The 18,363-nt window shown below is 64.1% G+C and carries 25 protein-coding genes and 1 tRNA gene; 21 read left to right on the top strand and 5 right to left on the bottom strand.

The window, feature by feature from the left end:
• Position 1: 1 nt before the first annotated feature.
• Complete coding sequence (gene hemE, locus LI72_RS15425) at positions 2–1,054, bottom strand: uroporphyrinogen decarboxylase (protein ID WP_443018127.1); 1,053 nt, start codon at positions 1,052–1,054, stop codon at positions 2–4.
• A gap of 283 nt (positions 1,055–1,337) precedes the next feature.
• On the opposite strand from hemE, the gene LI72_RS15420 reads away from it, so the two are divergent.
• The 10 genes from LI72_RS15420 to LI72_RS15375 all read left to right on the top strand — a co-directional run bounded on the left by LI72_RS15420 (position 1,338) and on the right by LI72_RS15375 (position 8,087).
• Positions 1,338–2,204, top strand: a complete 867-nt coding sequence (locus tag LI72_RS15420) for a pyruvate, water dikinase regulatory protein (RefSeq protein WP_033926944.1) — start codon at positions 1,338–1,340, stop codon at positions 2,202–2,204.
• Between the two features lie 12 nt (positions 2,205–2,216).
• Positions 2,217–2,810, top strand: coding sequence for a Maf family protein (locus tag LI72_RS15415; RefSeq protein WP_081985080.1), 594 nt, complete (start codon positions 2,217–2,219; stop codon positions 2,808–2,810).
• A gap of 10 nt (positions 2,811–2,820) precedes the next feature.
• Complete coding sequence (gene aroE / locus LI72_RS15410) at positions 2,821–3,642, top strand: shikimate dehydrogenase (protein ID WP_033926825.1); 822 nt, start codon at positions 2,821–2,823, stop codon at positions 3,640–3,642.
• The gene (gene coaE / locus LI72_RS15405; protein WP_197051934.1) at positions 3,639–4,277 is read left to right on the top strand and encodes a dephospho-CoA kinase; all 639 of its coding nucleotides are present in this window, start codon (positions 3,639–3,641) and stop codon (positions 4,275–4,277) included. Before aroE ends, coaE begins: the two co-directional genes overlap by 4 nt.
• A 25-nt stretch (positions 4,278–4,302) precedes the next feature.
• Complete coding sequence (gene dnaQ, locus LI72_RS15400) at positions 4,303–5,004, top strand: DNA polymerase III subunit epsilon (protein ID WP_033926823.1); 702 nt, start codon at positions 4,303–4,305, stop codon at positions 5,002–5,004.
• A gap of 133 nt (positions 5,005–5,137) precedes the next feature.
• Entirely contained in the window at positions 5,138–5,701 is a 564-nt protein-coding gene (gene hpf, locus LI72_RS15395) for a ribosome hibernation-promoting factor, HPF/YfiA family (RefSeq protein WP_033926942.1), read from the top strand.
• A gap of 207 nt (positions 5,702–5,908) precedes the next feature.
• Entirely contained in the window at positions 5,909–6,370 is a 462-nt protein-coding gene (locus LI72_RS15390; RefSeq protein ID WP_033926822.1) for a PTS sugar transporter subunit IIA, read from the top strand.
• Positions 6,357–6,875 carry a PaaI family thioesterase gene (locus LI72_RS15385; RefSeq protein ID WP_081985078.1) on the top strand — a complete coding sequence of 173 codons (519 nt, stop codon included), beginning with the start codon at positions 6,357–6,359 and terminating at the stop codon, positions 6,873–6,875. The genes LI72_RS15390 and LI72_RS15385 overlap by 14 nt, the downstream gene beginning before the upstream one ends.
• A complete protein-coding gene (locus LI72_RS15380) occupies positions 6,872–7,225 on the top strand; it encodes a DUF1491 family protein (protein WP_052129967.1) in 354 nt (117 codons plus the stop codon). Before LI72_RS15385 ends, LI72_RS15380 begins: the two co-directional genes overlap by 4 nt.
• A 202-nt stretch (positions 7,226–7,427) precedes the next feature.
• Positions 7,428–8,087 (top strand): cell wall hydrolase, encoded by a 660-nt coding sequence (locus LI72_RS15375; RefSeq protein ID WP_033926821.1) that lies wholly within the window; start codon positions 7,428–7,430, stop codon positions 8,085–8,087.
• A 274-nt stretch (positions 8,088–8,361) separates the two neighbouring features.
• Here LI72_RS15375 and LI72_RS15370 read toward each other — a convergent pair whose 3' ends face one another.
• The 3 genes from LI72_RS15370 to LI72_RS15360 all read right to left on the bottom strand — a co-directional run bounded on the left by LI72_RS15370 (position 8,362) and on the right by LI72_RS15360 (position 10,587).
• Entirely contained in the window at positions 8,362–8,751 is a 390-nt protein-coding gene (locus LI72_RS15370; RefSeq protein ID WP_033926820.1) for a UrcA family protein, read from the bottom strand.
• A gap of 378 nt (positions 8,752–9,129) precedes the next feature.
• Positions 9,130–10,143, bottom strand: a complete 1,014-nt coding sequence (thiS, locus tag LI72_RS15365; protein ID WP_081985076.1) for a sulfur carrier protein ThiS — start codon at positions 10,141–10,143, stop codon at positions 9,130–9,132.
• A 66-nt stretch (positions 10,144–10,209) separates the two neighbouring features.
• The gene (locus tag LI72_RS15360; protein WP_231562493.1) at positions 10,210–10,587 is read right to left on the bottom strand and encodes a MerC domain-containing protein; all 378 of its coding nucleotides are present in this window, start codon (positions 10,585–10,587) and stop codon (positions 10,210–10,212) included.
• 116 nt (positions 10,588–10,703) lie between these two features.
• Here LI72_RS15360 and LI72_RS15355 point away from each other — a divergent pair, with 116 nt between their 5' ends.
• The 11 genes from LI72_RS15355 to LI72_RS15305 all read left to right on the top strand — a co-directional run bounded on the left by LI72_RS15355 (position 10,704) and on the right by LI72_RS15305 (position 17,520).
• The gene (locus tag LI72_RS15355) at positions 10,704–11,789 is read left to right on the top strand and encodes a COX15/CtaA family protein (protein WP_443018126.1); all 1,086 of its coding nucleotides are present in this window, start codon (positions 10,704–10,706) and stop codon (positions 11,787–11,789) included.
• A complete protein-coding gene (gene cutA, locus LI72_RS15350) occupies positions 11,786–12,136 on the top strand; it encodes a divalent-cation tolerance protein CutA (protein ID WP_033926818.1) in 351 nt (116 codons plus the stop codon). Before LI72_RS15355 ends, cutA begins: the two co-directional genes overlap by 4 nt.
• Positions 12,136–12,933, top strand: a complete 798-nt coding sequence (locus LI72_RS15345; protein WP_033926817.1) for a hypothetical protein — start codon at positions 12,136–12,138, stop codon at positions 12,931–12,933. The genes cutA and LI72_RS15345 overlap by 1 nt, the downstream gene beginning before the upstream one ends.
• A gap of 197 nt (positions 12,934–13,130) precedes the next feature.
• Positions 13,131–13,610: a 50S ribosomal protein L13 gene (rplM, locus tag LI72_RS15340; protein ID WP_033926816.1), complete on the top strand. Its 480-nt coding sequence runs from the start codon at positions 13,131–13,133 to the stop codon at positions 13,608–13,610.
• Positions 13,610–14,116: a 30S ribosomal protein S9 gene (gene rpsI / locus LI72_RS18725; RefSeq protein WP_037478071.1), complete on the top strand. Its 507-nt coding sequence runs from the start codon at positions 13,610–13,612 to the stop codon at positions 14,114–14,116. Before rplM ends, rpsI begins: the two co-directional genes overlap by 1 nt.
• Before the next feature lie 202 nt (positions 14,117–14,318).
• A tRNA-Trp gene (locus tag LI72_RS15330) sits at positions 14,319–14,394 on the top strand.
• Between the two features lie 196 nt (positions 14,395–14,590).
• Positions 14,591–14,797 carry a preprotein translocase subunit SecE gene (gene secE / locus LI72_RS15325; RefSeq protein ID WP_033926815.1) on the top strand — a complete coding sequence of 69 codons (207 nt, stop codon included), beginning with the start codon at positions 14,591–14,593 and terminating at the stop codon, positions 14,795–14,797.
• Positions 14,798–14,828: 31 nt separating this feature from the next.
• Positions 14,829–15,365, top strand: a complete 537-nt coding sequence (gene nusG / locus LI72_RS15320; RefSeq protein WP_017671657.1) for a transcription termination/antitermination protein NusG — start codon at positions 14,829–14,831, stop codon at positions 15,363–15,365.
• A gap of 115 nt (positions 15,366–15,480) precedes the next feature.
• On the top strand, positions 15,481–15,912 hold the full coding sequence (gene rplK / locus LI72_RS15315; RefSeq protein WP_033926814.1) for a 50S ribosomal protein L11: 432 nt from the start codon (positions 15,481–15,483) through the stop codon (positions 15,910–15,912).
• 5 nt (positions 15,913–15,917) lie between these two features.
• The gene (rplA, locus tag LI72_RS15310; RefSeq protein ID WP_033926813.1) at positions 15,918–16,616 is read left to right on the top strand and encodes a 50S ribosomal protein L1; all 699 of its coding nucleotides are present in this window, start codon (positions 15,918–15,920) and stop codon (positions 16,614–16,616) included.
• A gap of 106 nt (positions 16,617–16,722) precedes the next feature.
• Positions 16,723–17,520: a transglutaminase-like domain-containing protein gene (locus tag LI72_RS15305; protein ID WP_033926812.1), complete on the top strand. Its 798-nt coding sequence runs from the start codon at positions 16,723–16,725 to the stop codon at positions 17,518–17,520.
• 24 nt (positions 17,521–17,544) lie between these two features.
• Here LI72_RS15305 and LI72_RS15300 read toward each other — a convergent pair whose 3' ends face one another.
• Entirely contained in the window at positions 17,545–18,180 is a 636-nt protein-coding gene (locus tag LI72_RS15300; protein ID WP_033926811.1) for an RBBP9/YdeN family alpha/beta hydrolase, read from the bottom strand.
• Positions 18,181–18,363: the final 183 nt, after the last annotated feature.

Here is an 18,363-nt window from a genome sequence, read left to right as displayed (position 1 = left end):
ATTATGCGCCCTGCTTCACCAGTGTAAGCAGTGCGTGAACATGTTCAATGGGCGTCTGCTGCAATATGCCATGGCCCAGGTTGAAAATATGCGGCCGTCCCTCGAAGGTGCGGATGATGTGCCGGACCGCGCTTTCCATCTGCTCGCCGCCTGCGAGCAGCGCCAGCGGGTCGAGATTGCCCTGCACCGGCAGATGCGCGGGGATGTTGGCCGCGGCCCAGACAGGGTCGATCGTCTCGTCGAGGCCCAGCGCATCGACGCCGGTCTCGCGCGCATAGGCGGCGAGCTTTTCGCCCGCGCCCTTGGGAAACCCGATCACCGGAATGCCGGGTCGCGCCTCGTGGATCGCGGCGGCGATCCGGGCATTGGGCGCAATGACCCAGCGCTCGAACTGCGCAGGCGCCAGCGATCCCGACCAGCTGTCGAAGATCTGCACCGCATCGACGCCTGCATCGATCTGGCCGATCAGATAGCCGATGGTGACATCGACGATCGCATCGATCAGCGCCTGAAAGCCTGCGGGATCGCGATAGGCATATTCTCGGGTGGCGTGCTGGTCCTTGCTGCCCTCGCCGTTGACCATATAGGTCGCGACCGTCCAGGCAGACCCTGCAAAGCCCAGAAACGCCTTCTCAGGCGCAAGATCGGCTTTCACCAGGCGCACGGTCTCGTAGATCGCGTTGAGCCGCTCAGGGACCGGCACCAGGCTCTCCAGCGCATGATCGATGAGCTTGGGCGACAGATGCGGCCCCTCGCCCACCAGGAACTGCAGATTCTGTCCCATCGCATAAGGCACGATCAGAATGTCGGAGAACAGGATCGCGGCATCCATCTCGAACCGGCGCAGCGGCTGCAGCGTGATCTCGGCAGCGGCGGGGCTGTCATAGACCAGTTCCAGAAAGCCGCCCTTGTCAGCCCTCAGCGCGCGATACTCGGGCAGATAGCGCCCGGCCTGTCGCATCATCCACATCGGTGGCACGTCGGCCACCTTGCCTGCCAGGCAGTCGAGCAATGGTGCGTTGCGCGTCGTCATCTCAGCTGTGTCCCCACCCATCTTTATTCTTTTATCCTTTATATAAGGAATCTGTTGAAGAAGGCCGCTTGATAACCGGCATGACGCACTCTTGCCTCATGTATCGACAGATTGACAGTCGGCAAGTGAGCCTCTTGCGCTGAGTCGGCAAAATTATCCCGCCTTTCAACAGCCTGTGGGTAACCTTGTCCCGTGTGGACAAATCCCGGGACGAGAGTCCGGCCAGGGGGGAGCAAATCCATCCCCGGTTTTGCCCACAACATCATGCCTTGATTTATCCCCGCTCTGCCCACAGACCATGCGCATGAGCCGCTTTCACCTCCATCTGCTGTCGGATTCCACCGGCGAAACGCTGGAGAACATCGCCAAGGCCGCGCTGGCGCAGTTCGATGCGGTCGAGATCATCAAGCACTTCTGGCCGATGGTGCGGTCCGAAACGCATCTCGACCGGATTCTGGACGAGGTCGCGGCCAATCCGGGGCTGGTGCTGTTCACTCTGGTCAATCCCGATATCCGCGCCAAGCTGGAACGCCGCTGCCGGGTGCTGGGCTTGCCGATGGTGCCCGCGCTCGATGCCGTCACCGATGCCCTGTCGAACCTGCTTGGCCAGGCGGCCAAGGCGCGCCCGGGCCGTCAGCATGTACTCGATGCCGCATATTTCGCGCGGGTCGAGGCGATCCAGTTCACCATCGCGCATGATGACGGGCAGAACTGGGAAAATTGGGAAACCGCCGAGATCGTGCTGGCCGGCGTTTCGCGTTCGTCGAAGACGCCGACCTCGATCTATCTGGCCAACCGGGGATACCGGACCGCGAACATTCCGATCGTGGTGGAATCGCCGCCGCCCCCTGCCCTGTTCATGCTCAAGCACCCGCTGGTCGTGGGGCTGACGACCAATCCGGAACGGCTGATCGCGGTGCGCAGAAACCGCCTGTTGTCCTTGAACCAGGCCCCCGAAACCGACTATGTGAACGACGAGAAGGTGAAGGCCGAGCTGGCCTTTGCGCGGCGCATGTTTGCGGATAATGGTTGGCCGGTCATCGATGTGACCCGCAGGTCGATCGAGGAAACGGCGGCGGCGATCATCAACCTGTTCAACGAGCGCGAAGCCGCGCGCGAGAGCAGGGCAAGGTCGGGGCTGCAACCCAGCTTGACCACCGACAAAGCATAAGGACGAAGTGAAATGCTGATACTCGCATCGCAAAGCGCCTCGCGCCGGGCCATGCTCGATGCTGCCGATGTCCCCTTTTCGGTGGTCGCGGCGCATATCGATGAATCGGCGATCCGCGCTTCGCTGCACGCCGACGGCACGTCGCCGCGCGATATTGCCGATGCCCTGGCCGAGGCCAAAGCCATGCGCGTGGGCACGCGCCGCATCGAGGCGATGGTGCTGGGCTCCGACCAGATCCTGGAAACCGCATCGGGCGAGATGCTGAGCAAGCCGCAGACTCCCGAGGATGCGATCCGCCAGCTCGAGACGCTGTCGGGCAAGGCACACAAATTGTGGAGCGCTGCGGTGATCGTCGAGGGCGGTCGTCCGATCTGGCGGCATGTCGACAAGGCGGTGATGCACGTGCGCCCGCTGGGCAGCGCCTTTGTGCGCAATTATGTGGAAAAGCACTGGGAAACCATCGGATACACGGTGGGCTGCTACGAGATCGAAGGCGCGGGAGCCCAGCTTTTCAGCCATATCGAAGGCAATCACTTCACCGTTCTGGGAATGCCGCTGCTGCCGCTGCTCGGCTTCCTGCGCGAACGCGAACTGATGCCCAGCTGATCGGCGCTGCGTGACCCAGTCTGGAACCCCTTATGCCGAGGTGATCGGCGATCCGATCGCGCACAGCAAATCCCCGCTGATCCACGGCTTCTGGCTGAAGGCGCTGGGGCTGGAGGCGGACTATCGCGCCACCCATGTCACGCCAGAAGCCCTCGGCGATTATATCGCATCGCGCCGCGACGATCCGCTCTGGCGCGGCTGCAATGTCACCATCCCGCACAAGCTCGCGGTGATGGAGCATGTCGCCGATCCAGGCGATGTGCGCACCAGCATCGGCGCGATGAACACCATCGCCCGCGATGCCGAGGGCGCATTGTTCGGCACCAATACCGATGCAGGCGGCTTCTACGCGCCCTTGGGGCAGAGCGATTTTGCCGGAGCCGATGTCGCGGTGATCGGTGCGGGCGGTGCGGCGCGGGCGGTGCTGTTTGCCCTGTCGCGGATGGACGTCGCCAGCGTCACCATCCACGCCCGCAGCCCCTTGAAGGCCATGGGTCTGCTCGCCGCGTTCGGGCTCAAGGGTCAGGTGCGCGGCATGGCCGATGCGCTGGGCGAGGTCGATCTTCTCGTCAACACCAGCCCCCTGGGCATGAAGGGGTTCGATCCGCTCGAGATCGACCTGTCGCCGCTGCCCGACAGCGCGCTGGTTTATGACATCGTCTACAATCCGCTCGAAACCGGGCTGCTCAAGGCGGCGCGTGCCCGCGGGCTGGAGACGGTTGACGGGCTGGAGATGCTGATCGGCCAGGCGGCGCTCGCCTTCGAGATCTTCTTCGATGCCGCCCCGCCGCGCGCCCGCGATGACGAGCTGCGCGCACTGCTGACCGCATGACCGCGCACGTCAAGCGGCTGCCCCCCCATCACCGACACCGCCCGATGGTGCTCGGGCTGACCGGGTCGATCGGCATGGGCAAATCCGCGGTGGCCAGGATGCTGCGCGCCGAGGGCGTGCCGGTGTTCGATGCCGATGCCGAAGTGCACCGGCTGCAGGGTCCTGGCGGCGCGTTGCTGTCCAGAATCGAGGCGGCATTTCCCGGGACCACCGGGCCGCAGGGGGTGGACCGCGCAAAGCTGGGCGCGGCGGTGTTCGGCAATCCGGCGGCACTCAGAACGCTCGAACATATCGTCCATCCCGCCGTCGGCCGTTCGCGCGCGGCGTTCGTCCGCGCCAACCGGGCCCGGCGGATCATCGTGTTCGATATCCCCTTGCTGTTCGAGAAGGGCGGAACGCAGAATGTCGACGGCATCGTCGTGGTGTCCGCCGCATTGTGGCAGCAGCGCAAGCGGGTGATGGCGCGCGCAGGCATGACCGCGGCGCGGCTGCGGCACATCCGCCATCTGCAGATGGCCGACCATCACAAGCGTGCCCATGCCGACTGGGTGATCCCCACCGGCGGCACCCTGCTGGCCACGCGACAGGCGGTGCGAAAGCTGCTGGGGAATTTGCGCTCGTCTCTTGCGCGATGATCAAATCGGTCCAATAGTAGTTGGAATGAGAGAGATCATTTTCGATACCGAAACCACCGGCCTGTCCCCCGACGAAGGACACAGGATGGTGGAAATCGGGTGTATCGAGATGGTCGGCCGGATGGCCACGGGCCGCACCTTCCACGCCTTCTACAATCCCGAAATGCCGATGCCGCCCGAAGCCGAGCGCGTGCACGGGCACAGCGACGCCTTTTTGGCCGACAAGCCGTTGTTTGCCGCCGGAGTCGAGGATCTGCTCGAATTTCTGGGCGACGCGGTGCTGGTCGCGCACAATGCCGGGTTCGACATGCGCTTCCTCAACGCCGAACTCGCGCGCACCGGCCATCCTGCGATTCCGATGAGCCGGGTGGTCGATACCGTTGCGATGGCGCGCTCGCGCTTTCCTGGATCGCCTGCCAGCCTTGATGCCTTGTGCAAGCGGTTCGGGGTCGACCGCAGCCACCGCGTGCTGCACGGCGCGCTGCTCGACGCCGAACTGCTGACGCAGGTCTATATCGAGCTTACCGGTGGCCGGCAGATCGGCCTGGGCCTCGCCGACGATGCGGCCACCGATGGTGTGCAGGTCTCTGGCCGGCCGCGCCTGATCCCGCTGGAACAGCGTCCGCACCGCCTGCCCCGTCCGTTTGCCGCCAGCGAGGCGGAGCTGGCCGCACATCGCGAATTTCTGGGCAAGATCAAGCAGCCACTCTGGCTGTCCACGCGTTAACCTGTTTGTGCAACCTTCAACGAAAGGAGGTCATTTCCCGAAGCTCATACCATCCTCGGCGCATGAACGCCGGGGCATATCTGTCCGGCCCGTCGTGGCATCCCCGCGACTGGTCCTAGTCATGGAGAACATCATGGACATTCGTATTTCAGGTCACCAGGTCGATACCGGCGAAGCCCTCAAGGTGCATGTTGCGGATCGGCTCAATGCGATTGTCGAAAAGTATTTTTCCAAGGCCATATCCACCCATGTGACCTTCGGGCGAGGGCCTCACGACCAGTTCCAGTGCGACATCGTCACGCATGTGATGCAGGGCCTGATCCTCAAGGGCCACGGCCTGGCCCATGACGCGCATGTTTCCTTCGATGGCGCCGCCGAAAAGATCGACAAGCAGCTGCGCCGCTACATGGGCCGCCTGAAGGGGCGCCACGAGCAGGTTCAGCATGCCGCGCGCGAAGAAGAAGCCGCCTATACGGTGTTCGACAGCGGCAGCGAGGAAGAGGTTGTCGGCGATGCGCCCGTCGTGATTGCCGAAACGCGGGTCGATGTTCCCGAAGCCACCGTGTCCGATGCGGTGATGATGCTCGATCTGCGCAACACCAATGCGCTGTTTTTCAAGAACACCGGCACCGGGCGGCACAACATGGTCTATCGCCGCCAGGATGGCTCGATCGGCTGGGTCGAACCCCAGGCGTGATCCGATAAAATTCTGCGGCGCTGTGCGCCAGGGCATCGCGCGACTTGGTTTTTTGCGCGATCTGGTGCATGGGCGCCGCAGCAACACGTCGGCGGGAGAAGGACAGGGCCTCTCCCGGCAGGACCGACGATCATTGGATGACCATTCGAGCGCGCCGGTTCCGCAACGATCGGGAGCGGCGCGACAGAATCGAGAATTTTGATAATCATGGCGTGGTTCGAACTCGACAAGCAGGCGGTGCTGACCTCGGCGCGCGTCGCCGACAAGCACCAGGCGCTGGAGCTGGCGGCCGAGCAGTTCGGCCATTGCTATGGGTTGGATGCCGAGCAGGTGCTCGCCTGTCTGCTCGAGCGCGAGCAGCTGGGCTCGACCGGCTTTGGCCGCAGGGTCGCCATCCCGCATGGCAAGCTGGAAGGGCTCGACCATTCGGTGGCGGTGCTGCTGCGGCTGGGCAAGCCGATCGAGTTCGGATCGATCGACAATCTGCCGGTCGATCTGGTGATCGCGCTGCTGTCGCCGCTGGCTACCGGCGCAATGCATCTGCAGGCGCTGGCGCATATCTCGCGGCTGACCCGTGACGAAAAGACGCTGGCCAAGATCAAGGGCGCCGATGATCCGGATGCGATCTACGCGCTGGTGACCGCCGAGCTGGACCGTGACGCTGCCTGATCCGGCGTCTGCAGCCGGGACCGTCGAAGCGGCAGGCGAAGGCACGGGCGAGGGCGCGCATTTTCGGGCGCTCGAACGGCTTTATGCCGCAGCATCGATCAACCGGCTGTTTCCTTCGCGGCTGACGATTACCGGGGCTGGCCGCGCGCGGATCGATTTCGATGTCACGCAGGAGCATTTCCACGCAGCAGGCGCGGCGCACGGCACGCTCTATTTCAAGATGCTCGACGATGCAGCCTTCTATGCCTGCAACGCGCTGGTGACCGATCGTTTTCTGCTGACGACCGCCTTCAACCTCCATTTCACCGCGCCGGTGCGCGCGGGACCGGTGTATGCCGAGGGCCATTGGGTCAGCGGCAAGCGCCGGGTGTTTGTCGGCGAATCGCGCCTGGTCGACAGCTACGGCGAGGAAATCGCGCGCGGCACGGGCACCTTCATGCGCTCGCATATCGGGCTTTCAGGGCTGGCGGGCTATTCGGGCCCCGTCCAGGACAGCCCCGGATGATCGAACCCCGGCTGGCGGCGCACGTGCGGATCGGCGCGCTGCAACGGCTGACGGCAGCAGCGGGCGGGTTTGCGACCGTATTGGCCAAGGGCGATCCGGTTTCGGGCATCATCCTGATCGCGCGCACGGTGCGGGGGCGCGACAATGCCCTGCTGGAAGGCATGATCGCGTTCGACGGCAGCACCGATTGGCAGGAGATCTGGGCGGATGACGAGGCGACGGTCGCGCGTAAGGGGACTCAGGCCGAATACATCGCCCGCAGGCGCGCCCGGGACGGCGATTTGTGGGTCATCGAACTGGATGTCGCCAGCCGCGCACAGTTCGACGCGATAATCGGTGAGGCGAGTTGACTCGCACAGCCGCCTGCTAGAGGGGCCCGTTCACCGATAAACGCGCAGGCGGTCCGGCCGGTTCCATGGCTTTTTACAAAAGGCGACGAACCGAGGGCAAGCACGCAGACGGGGGGTAACCCGCCGGAACCGGTCGACAGATCCATGATCTGCCCGATCCGTGTCCCGGTCATGGTGATCCACCGCACAGTCAAAGAATTTGATGAGTACGATCCTCAAGGCCGCCAGCATGGCCGCCGTGGCAATCTATTCGATTGCTACCCTCACCTTCACCGACGCATCAGCCGCCTTTGCATCGCCGCTGACTGCCGAAACGATCCAGCCGGTTCCCGCCCAGACGAGCGAAGTTGCTGTTTCCAGTGCGCCTGACGCCGCTGTCGAAACCTCCGCGCAGGCCGAAACCGCTCCCCTTCAGATCGACACCCAGAGCGCCCAGCCGCCGCTCAAGGCCGACAGCCTGGCGCAGCTCGTGTCGATGCACGATGTTCCCGCCGACCTGGACGAAGAGACCCGGTGCCTTGCCGGCGCGGTCTATTTCGAATCCAAGGGCGAAACGCTCAATGGCCAGCTCGCGGTCGCAAAGGTCGTGATCGCCCGGCGCGATTCGGGCCGCTTTGCCAGCAGCCTGTGCGGTGTCGTCTATCAGCCCAGCCAGTTCTCGTTCGTTCGTGGCGGACGCATGCCCGCCATTCCCGCGAGCAGCGTCGACTGGAAAGAGGCCGTGGCCATTGCGCAGATCGCGATGAAGGATGCCTGGGACAGCCCCGTCGAAGGCGCGCTGTTCTTCCATGCACGCCATGTTTCGCCGGGCTGGCGCATGCAGCGCCTCGCCGCGGTCGACAATCACGTCTTCTATCGCTGATCCTCTCTCCCCGGCCCGATTGCCAGGGGTGGATGGACAGGCTGCAGCATAGTCCTTTGGGTCGCAAAGGACTGAGGCGGGCGCACCTGGTGCGTCCGCCTCGATCTTTTGTGCGCCCGGCGCGGCTATCACGTCAGCCTTGATCGATCCTCACGAGGCGCGAAAGCACACGGGGCTGAGCTTCAGTGAACCCTGACGCATAACAGAAAAGGACCGACAGCTTGGGGGCTGTCGGTCCAGTCGGGTTCTACCAAGGGTTGGTAAACGGGTGAAATCAGCTGCCGACGGCGATGCGCTCGCCCGGCTTGAAGCTTTCGCCGGCTTCGGCGCGGGCAATTAGCGTGACCATGGCGCGCTGGCCGCTGGCCATGGTCTGGGTGACGCAGTTGCGGTGATCGATCTGCTCACGCAGCGGACCGCGCGGGGAGCCGCCGCAGACCTTGGTCGAGGCAGCGCGCAGCCGGGTCTTGAGCGTGTTGGCGCCTTCGGGCGTGGTGAGATCGAGATCGACAAAGGGAACTTCGACGCTGCGGACCACGCGGCCACCAGCGGCCTGCTCGGTGTGGACCGGATTGGCCTGGACAGCGGCGGAAAACAGGATGGCCGAGGCGGTCGCGGCGGCCAGGGTGCGGGTAGCGATGGGGGCAAGAGCACGGGCGAACATGGGGTGGGGTCCTTTCGATGGGGCAAGCAAACTGAAACGTGGACCGGTCCTGCTGGCAAGGGTCCCTGCAGGACCGGTCTTGTTGTCGTTTGCCGCCGATGTCCCGGCCTGGGGAGCTATGGAGCATCGGCGACATCATCTGGATAGGCCGCCCACGGGCCCGCGTCGCCCCGCGCTCGACAAGGGCGCGGGCCACGTCGCTCAACGACTACAGCTGTCGACGAACGACAGAGCGGTATCGACGAGTGTTACAAGTGCAAAGAAACTGTCATCGAATCGGTAACTTCTTTCCGCAGTGACGCTACGGAAAGGTCATGGCATCGGGCGGGCGCTCCGAGAGCCGGAAGGCGCCCCGATGTGGTTCCACGTGGAACGCGGTCAAATCAGTCCGGCAAGCGGGCTGGAGGGATCGGCATATTTGCGCGTCCCCATGCGCCCGGCAAGATAGGCATCGCGCCCCGCTTCCACCGCCAGCCGCATCGCGCGTGCCATGCGGATCGGATCCCTGGCCTCGGCGATCGCGGTGTTCATCAGCACGCCGTCGCAGCCCAGCTCCATCGCGATTGCAGCGTCGGAGGCTGTGCCGACACCGGCGTCGACCAGCACCGGCACCTTGGCGTTTTCGATGATCAGCCGGATGGTGACGCGGTTCTGGATGCCCAGGCCCGATCCGATCGGCGCGCCCAGCGGCATGATCGCCACCGCGCCTGCATCTTCCAGCCGCTTGGCGCCGATCGGGTCATCGACGCAATAGACCATCGGCTTGAAGCCCTCCTTGGCCAGGATCTCGGTCGCGCGCAGTGTCTCGTGCATGTCGGGGTACAAGGTCTTGGCCTCGCCCAGCACCTCGAGCTTGACCAGATCCCAACCGCCCGCCTCGCGCGCCAGCCGCAGGGTGCGGATCGCATCCTCGCCGGTGAAGCAGCCTGCGGTGTTGGGCAGATAGGTGATCTTCTTGGGATCGATGAAATCGGTCAGCATCGGGGCATTGGGATCGGACACATTGACCCGGCGGACGGCGACAGTGACGATCTCGGCGCCCGAGGCCTCGACCGCGGCTGCGTTCTGCGCAAAGTCCTTGTACTTGCCGGTGCCGACGATCAGCCGCGATCGGAAGGTGTGGCCGGCCACGGTCCAGCTGTCATCAGCCGGCGCATGGTCGCCGCCGCCGACAAAATGGACGATTTCCAGCCGATCACCGTCCTGGACAAGCACGTCGCCCAGTGTCGAGCGCGGCACGATCTCCAGATTGCGCTCCACCGCGACCTTCGCGGGGTCCAACCCCAAGGTCCCGACAAGCGCGGCAATGCTTTGCGCGGCGGTAACACGGCGGGGTTCGCCATTGATATGGATGCTGATCTGGGCGGAGGTGTGGGGAGCGGTGCTGTTCATAGGCCGCGACTCTTGGCGCGGATCGCGGGGCAAGGGCAAGCCCCAATGTTGCAACCGGGCTTCGGTTTAACGCTGCCTTGCGGCGCGATAGTTGAGCAGATGCGCGATGCTGAGTGTTGCCACGCCCACCAGGGTCAGGCTGTATTCGAACGCGCCGCCGTGCGGAACCGTCATCGCAGCGAGCATCGCTCCGATGCCGACCACACCGATCGCCAGCGGCAGCCGTGCACCATGCCGCCGGAGGCCATGGCCCAGTGCCAGCGCGGCCATGATCGCGGCCAGCACGAAGCCGATCTCGTGGACCCAGGGGGAAAGGAACAGCCCGCTTAGCGAGGCGAATCCGGCGACCAGCCAGATGCCTGCAGCGCAATGCACCATGCACAGCGCCGACAGCGCAATCGCGGCCGAATCGAGCTGGCCGGACCGGGTGATACGAGACAACATGCCGCGCATATAGGTGATATGATATCATTGCGCAATCGGCGATAACTATGGCCCGGGAGAAACATCGCCGGGTGCGCCGCAAAAAACCCCTTGCAAGCCAGGGTGCGCCATCCGAAATGCAGCAGGCCATGACCAGCCTTTCGCAAGCCCATCCTTCCACCCTGCCACCGCAGCGTCGCACCGCGCCCGATGCCATTGCCCTGTGGCTTTTTGGCGTCGCGCTGCTGGTGTTCTGCATGGTGGTGGTCGGCGGGATCACCCGGCTGACTGAATCGGGCCTGTCGATCACCGAATGGAATGTGGTCACCGGGACACTGCCGCCGCTCAGCGAAGCGGCCTGGGTGGCGGAGTTCGAGAAGTACAAGCTGATCCCGGAATATACCGAGGTCAACGCTGGCATGACGCTGGCCGAGTTCAAGAACATCTATTTCTGGGAATATGTGCACCGCCTGCTGGGGCGACTGGTCGGGGTCGCGTTCGCCTTGCCCTTCGCCTGGTTCGCGATCCGTCGCGCGATTCCGCAAGGCTATGGCTGGCGACTGACCGCGCTGTTCGCGCTCGGCGGGCTGCAGGGCGCGATCGGCTGGTGGATGGTCGCCTCGGGCCTGTCGGAGCGGACCGACGTCAGCCATTTCCGCCTCGCGGTGCACCTGCTCAACGCGCTGTTCATCATGGCCGGACTGGTGTGGACCGCGCTCGACCTCAAGGCGCTCGCGCGCGATCCCGCTGCCCGTCCGGCGCGGATGACCGGGCTCGCCTTTGCAACGATTGTCGTGCTGTTCGTGCAGCTGCTGCTGGGCGCGTGGGTCGCCGGGCTGAACGCGGGCTATGCGGCCAACAGCTGGCCGCTGATGAACGGATCGTTCGTCCCGGTCGACGTCGACTGGTCGAACGGCGTGATCCACGCGCTGACCTATGATCCCTTCCTGCTGCACTTCCTCCACCGCTGGTGGGCCTTTGCGGCGGTCGCGGCCCTGGTGGTGATGGCGCGCGCGGTGCGCAAGGTCGATCGGCGCGCGTCGCTGGCCATCCACAGCGCCTTTGGCGTGCAGGTGCTGCTGGGAATCGCCACGGTCATGACCAGCGTCGATCTCAACCTCGCAGTGCTGCACCAGGCCGTGGGCGCGATCCTCGTCGCCACCGTAGCCTGGGGGGCGCATCGGCTGGGCCAGGGTCCGGCACGGGATTCCCGCGCTGCATGATCGGCGATTCGGTCAGCGAGACCAGCGACATCCGTCTGGTCTATTGCCCCTTCTCCGACGAGGAAGAGGCGCGGACGATCGCTCGCACCATCGTGCGCGAACAGCTGGCCGCCTGTGCCAATGTGCTGTCGCCGTCGCTCTCGATCTATCATTGGGAGGGCGAACTCGCCGAGCAGCCCGAGGTGCCGGTGCTGTTCAAGACCGCGCTGCCTCAGTGCAAGGCGCTGGTCGCGCGGATCGTCCATCTGCACAGCTATGACGAGCCGGCGGTGCTGGTGCTGCCGGTCGAATATTGCCCGCCCAGCTTCCGCTCGTGGGTGCTGGGCCAGACCCTGGCCACCGATTGATGGTCTGGGCGGCGGTCCTGCTGCTCGCCACCCCCGGCGCTGCCACCGCCCCCTGCCCTGCTCCCGTCCTGACCTTCGCGCCGCCGCTGGATGCGCCGATGGTCGTGCAGCGCCGTATTGAGCGCGAGCTGGCCGATGGCCTGTTCGTGCATGAATCGAGCTACCGGCTGACCTTTTCCAGGGCCGGGCGCGGTTACCGGCTGCACTGGCAGCAGCTGCAGGAGCGATCCGATGGCCCGCCTGCGCTGCTGCGGCTGCTCGAGCTGCAGGAGCGCAGCGTGGCGGGCGAGTCGTTCGATGTCACGCTCGACGAGAGCGGCGCGGTGCTGGGCATCAGCGAATCGCCCGAATCCGCCGGGCGGCTGGCAGCGGCGATCGGCCGCCTGCGCGCCGATCCGGCGCTGGATGCCCGCCCCGCGGCGCAGCGAGCCCAGATCCATGCGCTGCTCGACCGGCTCGCGGCGTTGCCCCCGGCAGAGCGGCTGGAGCTGCAGCGGGCGCGGCTGGAACGACCGGTGATGCTGGCCGGGCGGCCGTGCACCAGCGGGCAGGTCGAGGCGGCTGGCGGCACCATCTATCGCGTGCTGCGCGAATCGGGCGATGCGCTGCAGCTTTCGGCTACGCACGAATCGGTGCGCGAAGGGACATCCGGGCTGGCGGTGACAGATGCGATCACGCTGTCGCGCACGACCGGGCTGGTCACGCGGTTCGACCGGCACACCGTCACCACCGTGGCAGGGACGGCCCGCCATGCGCGCGAATCCTTCCGTCTGGAGAGCATGCCGGACGCGCGATAATTATGGTGGTATCTTGATACCTCTTGCAAATCGCCCCAATTTGCTTGACTAAATCACCCTCCATCGTCATTAGCCGCGCTTCGCTCAGGCGCTGCATCTGCTGGCCTGTCGTATCAAGAAACGCTGTCAGCCGATCGCAGGCCTGCCCCATGAGGGTCCGGTTCTGAAGCGGGTGACGTTTTGGAAGGTTGAAGGCCATGAAGGCTTTGCTCAAGACCACCAAGTCGATCAAGCCGGCTGAAGTGGAAAAGAAGTGGCATATTATCGATGCCGACGGACTGGTGGTTGGCCGCGTTGCGGTGATCATCGCCAACCTGCTGCGTGGCAAGCACAAGCCCAGCTACACCCCCCATGTCGATTGCGGTGACCATGTCATCGTCATCAACGCGGGCAAGGTTCAGCTGACGGGCAACAAGCGCGCCAACAAGGTCTATTACAAGCACACCGGTTACATCGGTGGCATCAAGGAAGTGACCGCCGCCAAGGTGCTGGACGGCCGCTTCCCCGAGCGCGTGCTGGAAAAGGCTGTCGAGCGCATGGTTCCCCGTGGTCCGCTGGGTCGCCAGCAGATGCGCAACCTGCACCTCTTCACCGGAACCGAACATCCGCACGCAGGCCAGCAGCCTGAAGTGCTCGATGTTGCCTCGCTCAACCGCAAGAACAAGGTGGGTGCATAATGTCTGATACCGTGCAATCCCTGTCCGACCTCAAGGACATCGCCGCCGACATCGAAACCCCGGGCGCACCCGCGGTCAAGGTTTCCAACGCGCCGCTGCGCGAGCAGGAACTGGACAAGCAGGGCCGTGCCTATGCCACCGGTCGCCGCAAGGACGCCGTGGCTCGCGTGTGGCTGAAGCCCGGCACCGGCAAGATCATCATCAACAAGCGCGACCAGGAAGTGTATTTCGCACGTCCGACCCTGCGTCTGGTGATCAACCAGGTGTTCGACATCACCGACCGCAAGGGCCAGTATGATGTCATCTGCACCGTCAAGGGTGGTGGTCTTTCGGGCCAGGCCGGCGCCGTCAAGCACGGCATCAGCCAGGCGCTGAGCAAGTTCGAACCCGCGCTGCGCAGCACGGTCAAGTCGGCAGGGTTCCTGACCCGCGACAGCCGCGCCGTCGAGCGCAAGAAGTACGGCAAGGCCAAGGCGCGCAAGAGCTTCCAGTTCTCGAAGCGCTGATCTGGCTGTTGCGCCGCTGCCTTCCGGGGTTTGGCGCACACCGGCTTTGAACACATACGGGGTGATCGCCCCCATGATGGTGCCCTTGCGGTGCGGTTCATGGGCCAGCGGTCACCCCGTTGTGCGTCTGGCGGGTGCAAAACCGCACAGCAATGCTTGCGCACTGCCTGCGCAGCCGCTAATGGCGACGGCCTGCCCGCACAGGAGTGTAGCTCAGCTGGTAGAGCGTCGGTCTCCAAAACCGAATGCCGGGGGTTCGAGTCCCTCCACTCCTGCCAGCGGCCACCACGTGACACTCCCCATCCGGGGGAGTTGCCCCCCATTGAATCCCCTTGCTTCTGCGGACTTGCGCGGTTATGGGGCTGTCTTTCTCCGACAGGGTGCATATATCGTGTTTCAGCCGGGCAAGGCTGGCGGCGATGTGCCTGCAACAGCAGATGCGCCCGTAAATCGGAAACAGGAAAGTTGAAGGCCATGGCCACCGAACGGAAGAAGACCAGTCCCGGCGAATTCGTGAATCAGGTTAAGACTGAGGCATCGAAGGTTGTCTGGCCGACCCGTCAGGAAACCGTGACCACCGCGATCATGGTGTTCATCCTGATGACGATCCTGGCGATCTTCTTCCTGGCCGTCGATTCGGTCTTTGGTGCCATCGTCAAATGGCTGCTCACGCTGGCGTGATCGCGCCCCCTGCTTGTTGAAAGAGAGTTGAATGTCGCGCTGGTACATCATTCACGCTTATTCCGGCTTTGAGAACAAGGTCCGCGACGCGATTCTCGCCGATGCCGAGCGCATGGGCCTGTCGGCTCTGGTCGAACAGGTCGAGGTGCCTACCGAAACCGTGACCGAAGTGCGTCGCGGCAAGAAGGTGCAGACCGAGCGCAAGTTCTTCCCCGGCTATGTCCTGGCCAAGCTGGCGATGACCGATGACGTCTATCACGTCGTCAAGAACACGCCCAAGGTCACTGGCTTCCTGGGCCCCAACGGCAAGCCGCAGGCGATCAGCGATGCCGAGGCTGCGCGCATCCTGAACACCAAGGAAGAAGCCGCCAACGCACCGCGCGCCCGCATCGACGTCGATTACGAAATCGGCGATTCGGTCAAGGTGCTCGAAGGTCCGTTCGCGAGCTTCAACGGCATCGTCGAGGAGCTCGATTTCGACAAGGCCCGCGTCAAAGTCTCGGTCTCGATCTTCGGTCGTGCCACGCCCGTCGATCTCGATTTCGAGCATGTCGAACTGGCAAAGTGAGTTTTACCCTCTCCTGTTGCGGGTGAGGATAAAAAGTGCGGGAGGCTGGCCTCAAACCAGCTGTTTGACCGCTTAATTTGAGGGCAACCGCCCGATAGAATGAAGGAGTGCCATCGTGGCCAAGAAGATTGAAGGCTATATCAAGCTGCAGGTGCCTGCCGGCTCTGCAAACCCCTCTCCGCCGATCGGCCCGGCTCTGGGTCAGCGCGGCGTGAACATCATGGAATTCTGCAAGCAGTTCAACGCTGCCACGCAGGAAATGGAAAAGGGTACGCCCCTTCCGACCGTGATCACCGTTTATGGTGACCGCAGCTTCACGTTCGTCACCAAGACCCCGCCTGCCAGCTATCTGATCAAGAAGGCTGCCAACCTGAAGAGCGGCTCCAAGCTGCCCGGCAAGGAAAGCGCCGGAACCATCAAGCGTTCGCAGCTGGCGGAAATCGCCCAGGCGAAGATGGCCGACCTCAATGCCAACGACATTGAAGCGGCAACGAAGATTATCGAAGGCTCGGCGACGTCGATGGGCCTTGAAGTGGTGGAGGGCTGAGTATCATGGCAAAAGTGACCAAGAAGGCAAAGGCCCTCGCCGCCAAGCTCGACGCTGAAAAGCTGTACGGCGTGGATGAAGCCATCAAGACCATCAAGGAACTGGCGACCTCGAAGTTCGACGAAACCATCGAGGTTGCGCTGAACCTGGGCGTTGACCCGCGTCATGCCGACCAGATGGTCCGCGGTGTCGTGTCGCTGCCCTCGGGTACCGGCAAGGACGTTCGCGTCGCCGTGTTCGCACGCGGTGACAAGGCTGAGGCGGCTCTGGCCGCTGGCGCCGAGCGCGCAGGCGCCGAAGACCTGATGGAAGAGATCCAGAACGGCAAGATCGATTACGACCGCATCATCGCCACCCCCGACATGATGGGTGTGGTCGGTCGTCTCGGCAAGCTGCTGGGTCCCAAGGGCCTGATGCCGAACCCCAAGCTGGGCACCGTGACGCCGAACGTCGCTGAAGCGGTCAAGGCTGCCAAGGGCGGCCAGGTCGAATTCCGCGTCGAAAAGGCCGGTATCATCCATTCGGGCATCGGCAAGGCGAGCTTCTCGGACGAGGCGCTGCGCGCCAACTTCGATGCGTTCGTCGAGGCGATCATCCGCGCCAAGCCTTCGGGCTCGAAGGGCAAGTATCTGCGCAAGATCTCGGTCAGCTCGTCGATGGGCCCCGGCCTGAAGGTCGACGTGTCGCAGGTTCACGCCGGCTGAACGTAACAAATTGCTGCTAAGCCCATTTGAGGGGCCGGGGGGAACCTCGGCCCCTTTTTGGTGTCTGGCTTGGACAGACCCTTCTTCCTGCGCCGGAGCACCCTTCATGACCCTCGATCTGCACATCACGCTGACCTATGACATGGATGTGCCGACCGACATCCTGCTGCAGGTGGAGGCCGCCGCCATTCCCGAACAGCGGATCGAATGGGCGCATATCGAGGCATCGCGGTGCGACCATTTCGTGCGCGTGGCAGCGCTCGACGGGATCGGCGATCGCATCTGGCTGCGCACCAGCGGGCGGCTGAGCATCGATTACCGCGCGCGGATGACCGTGCTGCGCGATCTTGCCGATGTCGCTACCCTGCCGCAGATGCCGCTGCACCTGCTGCCGGGCGAGACGGTGCAGTATCTGTTCGATTCGCACTACTGCCCCGCGACCAAGTTCCACAGCTTCGTCGATACCGAGTTCGGCGAGCTCACCGGAGGCGCGCGAATCGCCGCGATGCGCGACTGGATCGCCGAGCATTTCGTCTATCAGCCGGGCAGTTCGGACGGCACCACCACTGCGCTCGATAGCTTCGTGATGCGCCAGGGCGTGTGCCGTGATTATGCGCATGTGATGATCGTGCTCGCGCGCGCCTGCTCGATCCCCGCGCGCTTTGCCAGCGTCTATGCCCCGGGCGTGTCGCCGCCCGATTTCCATGCCGTGGCCGAAGTCTTCCTCGCCGATCCGTCGGGCGAGGGCGGGGCGTGGCACCTCATCGACCCCACGGGCATGGCGACCGCCGCCGACATGGTGAAGATCGGCGTCGGCCGCGACGCGCTTGACGTCGCTTTCCTCACCGCTTTCGGCACCGTCGAACTGGTCGAGCAGAATGTCAGCGTGATGCAGGTCGACTGACCCGCATCAGCCTTTTCCGTCTTTTTACTGGGTCAGGTCCGCACGCCAACCCTGCGCCGGTGCGGGTCGGCGTTCACCCGTCGTTTCTGCCGCATCGACCAGTCGCCCCAGCAACTGCTGGCCGAAGCGCCAATCGCCCAGACCCGATTCGGCATTGATGTGCCCGGCCCGGCCTGCATCGATATGATCGGCTCCCCAGAAGCTCGCCAGGCGATAGGCGCGGTCGGGGGTGATAAAAGGATCATCCCGGCTGCTGACCAGCAGGCTGGGGAAGGGGAGTACCCCCCGGGCGGAGGGGGCAAAGCCACAGAGGCGCGGGTCGATCGGCGCATTGTCCACTTCGGGTGGCGCAACCAACAAAGCTCCGACCACCGGGCCATCGCTGCGGGGACGCTCCAGCGCCGCCCACCAGGCGACGGCGTGGCAGCCCAGCGAATGCGCGACCAGCACGATCGGACCTTCGGTCTGGCGGATGGCAAGATTCAGCCGATTGACCCAGGCATTGCGATTGGGCGTATGCCAGTTGCCCATGTCGACGCGATGGCAGTTCACCCACTGCCGCTCCCAAAGCGTCTGCCAGTGCTGAGGTCCGCTGTTGTCGAGCCCGGGTACGGTGAGAATTGTCGGGTTGGTCATCGAATGGGTACGTAATCCAGTCATGGTGGCACCTTTCGTTTCGTGTACGCTGCCGGGGAGACCGCAGGAGCGCTCGCCGCGACATCATCAAGAGCGCGGCGATAGCATGATAATAACTCAACCATAATGATAGACAATGTGATTGCGATCACTGGAATGGCCATTGCGCCGGGCCGAAAGTGCGACACCGCTTGACTCCAGGGTCAT

Origin of the sequence: Sphingomonas sp. 35-24ZXX, from assembly GCF_000786215.1 — a bacterium.
Classification (GTDB): Bacteria; Pseudomonadota; Alphaproteobacteria; order Sphingomonadales; family Sphingomonadaceae; genus Blastomonas.
Note: the sequence above shows the minus strand (reverse complement) of the source record. Positions and strands in the feature narration are given on the sequence as shown.

Bases quoted from the DNA above. Each gene is read 5' to 3' on its own strand.
- thiS (WP_081985076.1), bottom strand. From the start codon at position 10,143: ATGAACAGCACCGCTCCCCACACCTCCGCCCAGATCAGCATCCATATC.
- nusG (WP_017671657.1), top strand. From the start codon at position 14,829: ATGTCGCGCTGGTACATCATTCACGCTTATTCCGGCTTTGAGAACAAG.
- coaE (WP_197051934.1), top strand. From the start codon at position 3,639: ATGACCGCGCACGTCAAGCGGCTGCCCCCCCATCACCGACACCGCCCG.
- LI72_RS15305 (WP_033926812.1), top strand. From the start codon at position 16,723: ATGACCCTCGATCTGCACATCACGCTGACCTATGACATGGATGTGCCG.
- LI72_RS15360 (WP_231562493.1), bottom strand. From the start codon at position 10,587: ATGTTGTCTCGTATCACCCGGTCCGGCCAGCTCGATTCGGCCGCGATT.
- dnaQ (WP_033926823.1), top strand. From the start codon at position 4,303: ATGAGAGAGATCATTTTCGATACCGAAACCACCGGCCTGTCCCCCGAC.
- LI72_RS15390 (WP_033926822.1), top strand. From the start codon at position 5,909: ATGGCGTGGTTCGAACTCGACAAGCAGGCGGTGCTGACCTCGGCGCGC.
- LI72_RS15375 (WP_033926821.1), top strand. From the start codon at position 7,428: ATGAGTACGATCCTCAAGGCCGCCAGCATGGCCGCCGTGGCAATCTAT.
- LI72_RS15370 (WP_033926820.1), bottom strand. From the start codon at position 8,751: ATGTTCGCCCGTGCTCTTGCCCCCATCGCTACCCGCACCCTGGCCGCC.
- rpsI (WP_037478071.1), top strand. From the start codon at position 13,610: ATGTCTGATACCGTGCAATCCCTGTCCGACCTCAAGGACATCGCCGCC.
- hemE (WP_443018127.1), bottom strand. From the start codon at position 1,054: ATGGGTGGGGACACAGCTGAGATGACGACGCGCAACGCACCATTGCTC.
- rplA (WP_033926813.1), top strand. From the start codon at position 15,918: ATGGCAAAAGTGACCAAGAAGGCAAAGGCCCTCGCCGCCAAGCTCGAC.
- LI72_RS15355 (WP_443018126.1), top strand. From the start codon at position 10,704: ATGCAGCAGGCCATGACCAGCCTTTCGCAAGCCCATCCTTCCACCCTG.
- LI72_RS15380 (WP_052129967.1), top strand. From the start codon at position 6,872: ATGATCGAACCCCGGCTGGCGGCGCACGTGCGGATCGGCGCGCTGCAA.
- rplM (WP_033926816.1), top strand. From the start codon at position 13,131: ATGAAGGCTTTGCTCAAGACCACCAAGTCGATCAAGCCGGCTGAAGTG.
- LI72_RS15345 (WP_033926817.1), top strand. From the start codon at position 12,136: ATGGTCTGGGCGGCGGTCCTGCTGCTCGCCACCCCCGGCGCTGCCACC.
- hpf (WP_033926942.1), top strand. From the start codon at position 5,138: ATGGACATTCGTATTTCAGGTCACCAGGTCGATACCGGCGAAGCCCTC.
- secE (WP_033926815.1), top strand. From the start codon at position 14,591: ATGGCCACCGAACGGAAGAAGACCAGTCCCGGCGAATTCGTGAATCAG.
- LI72_RS15420 (WP_033926944.1), top strand. From the start codon at position 1,338: ATGAGCCGCTTTCACCTCCATCTGCTGTCGGATTCCACCGGCGAAACG.
- cutA (WP_033926818.1), top strand. From the start codon at position 11,786: ATGATCGGCGATTCGGTCAGCGAGACCAGCGACATCCGTCTGGTCTAT.
- LI72_RS15415 (WP_081985080.1), top strand. From the start codon at position 2,217: ATGCTGATACTCGCATCGCAAAGCGCCTCGCGCCGGGCCATGCTCGAT.
- LI72_RS15300 (WP_033926811.1), bottom strand. From the start codon at position 18,180: ATGACTGGATTACGTACCCATTCGATGACCAACCCGACAATTCTCACC.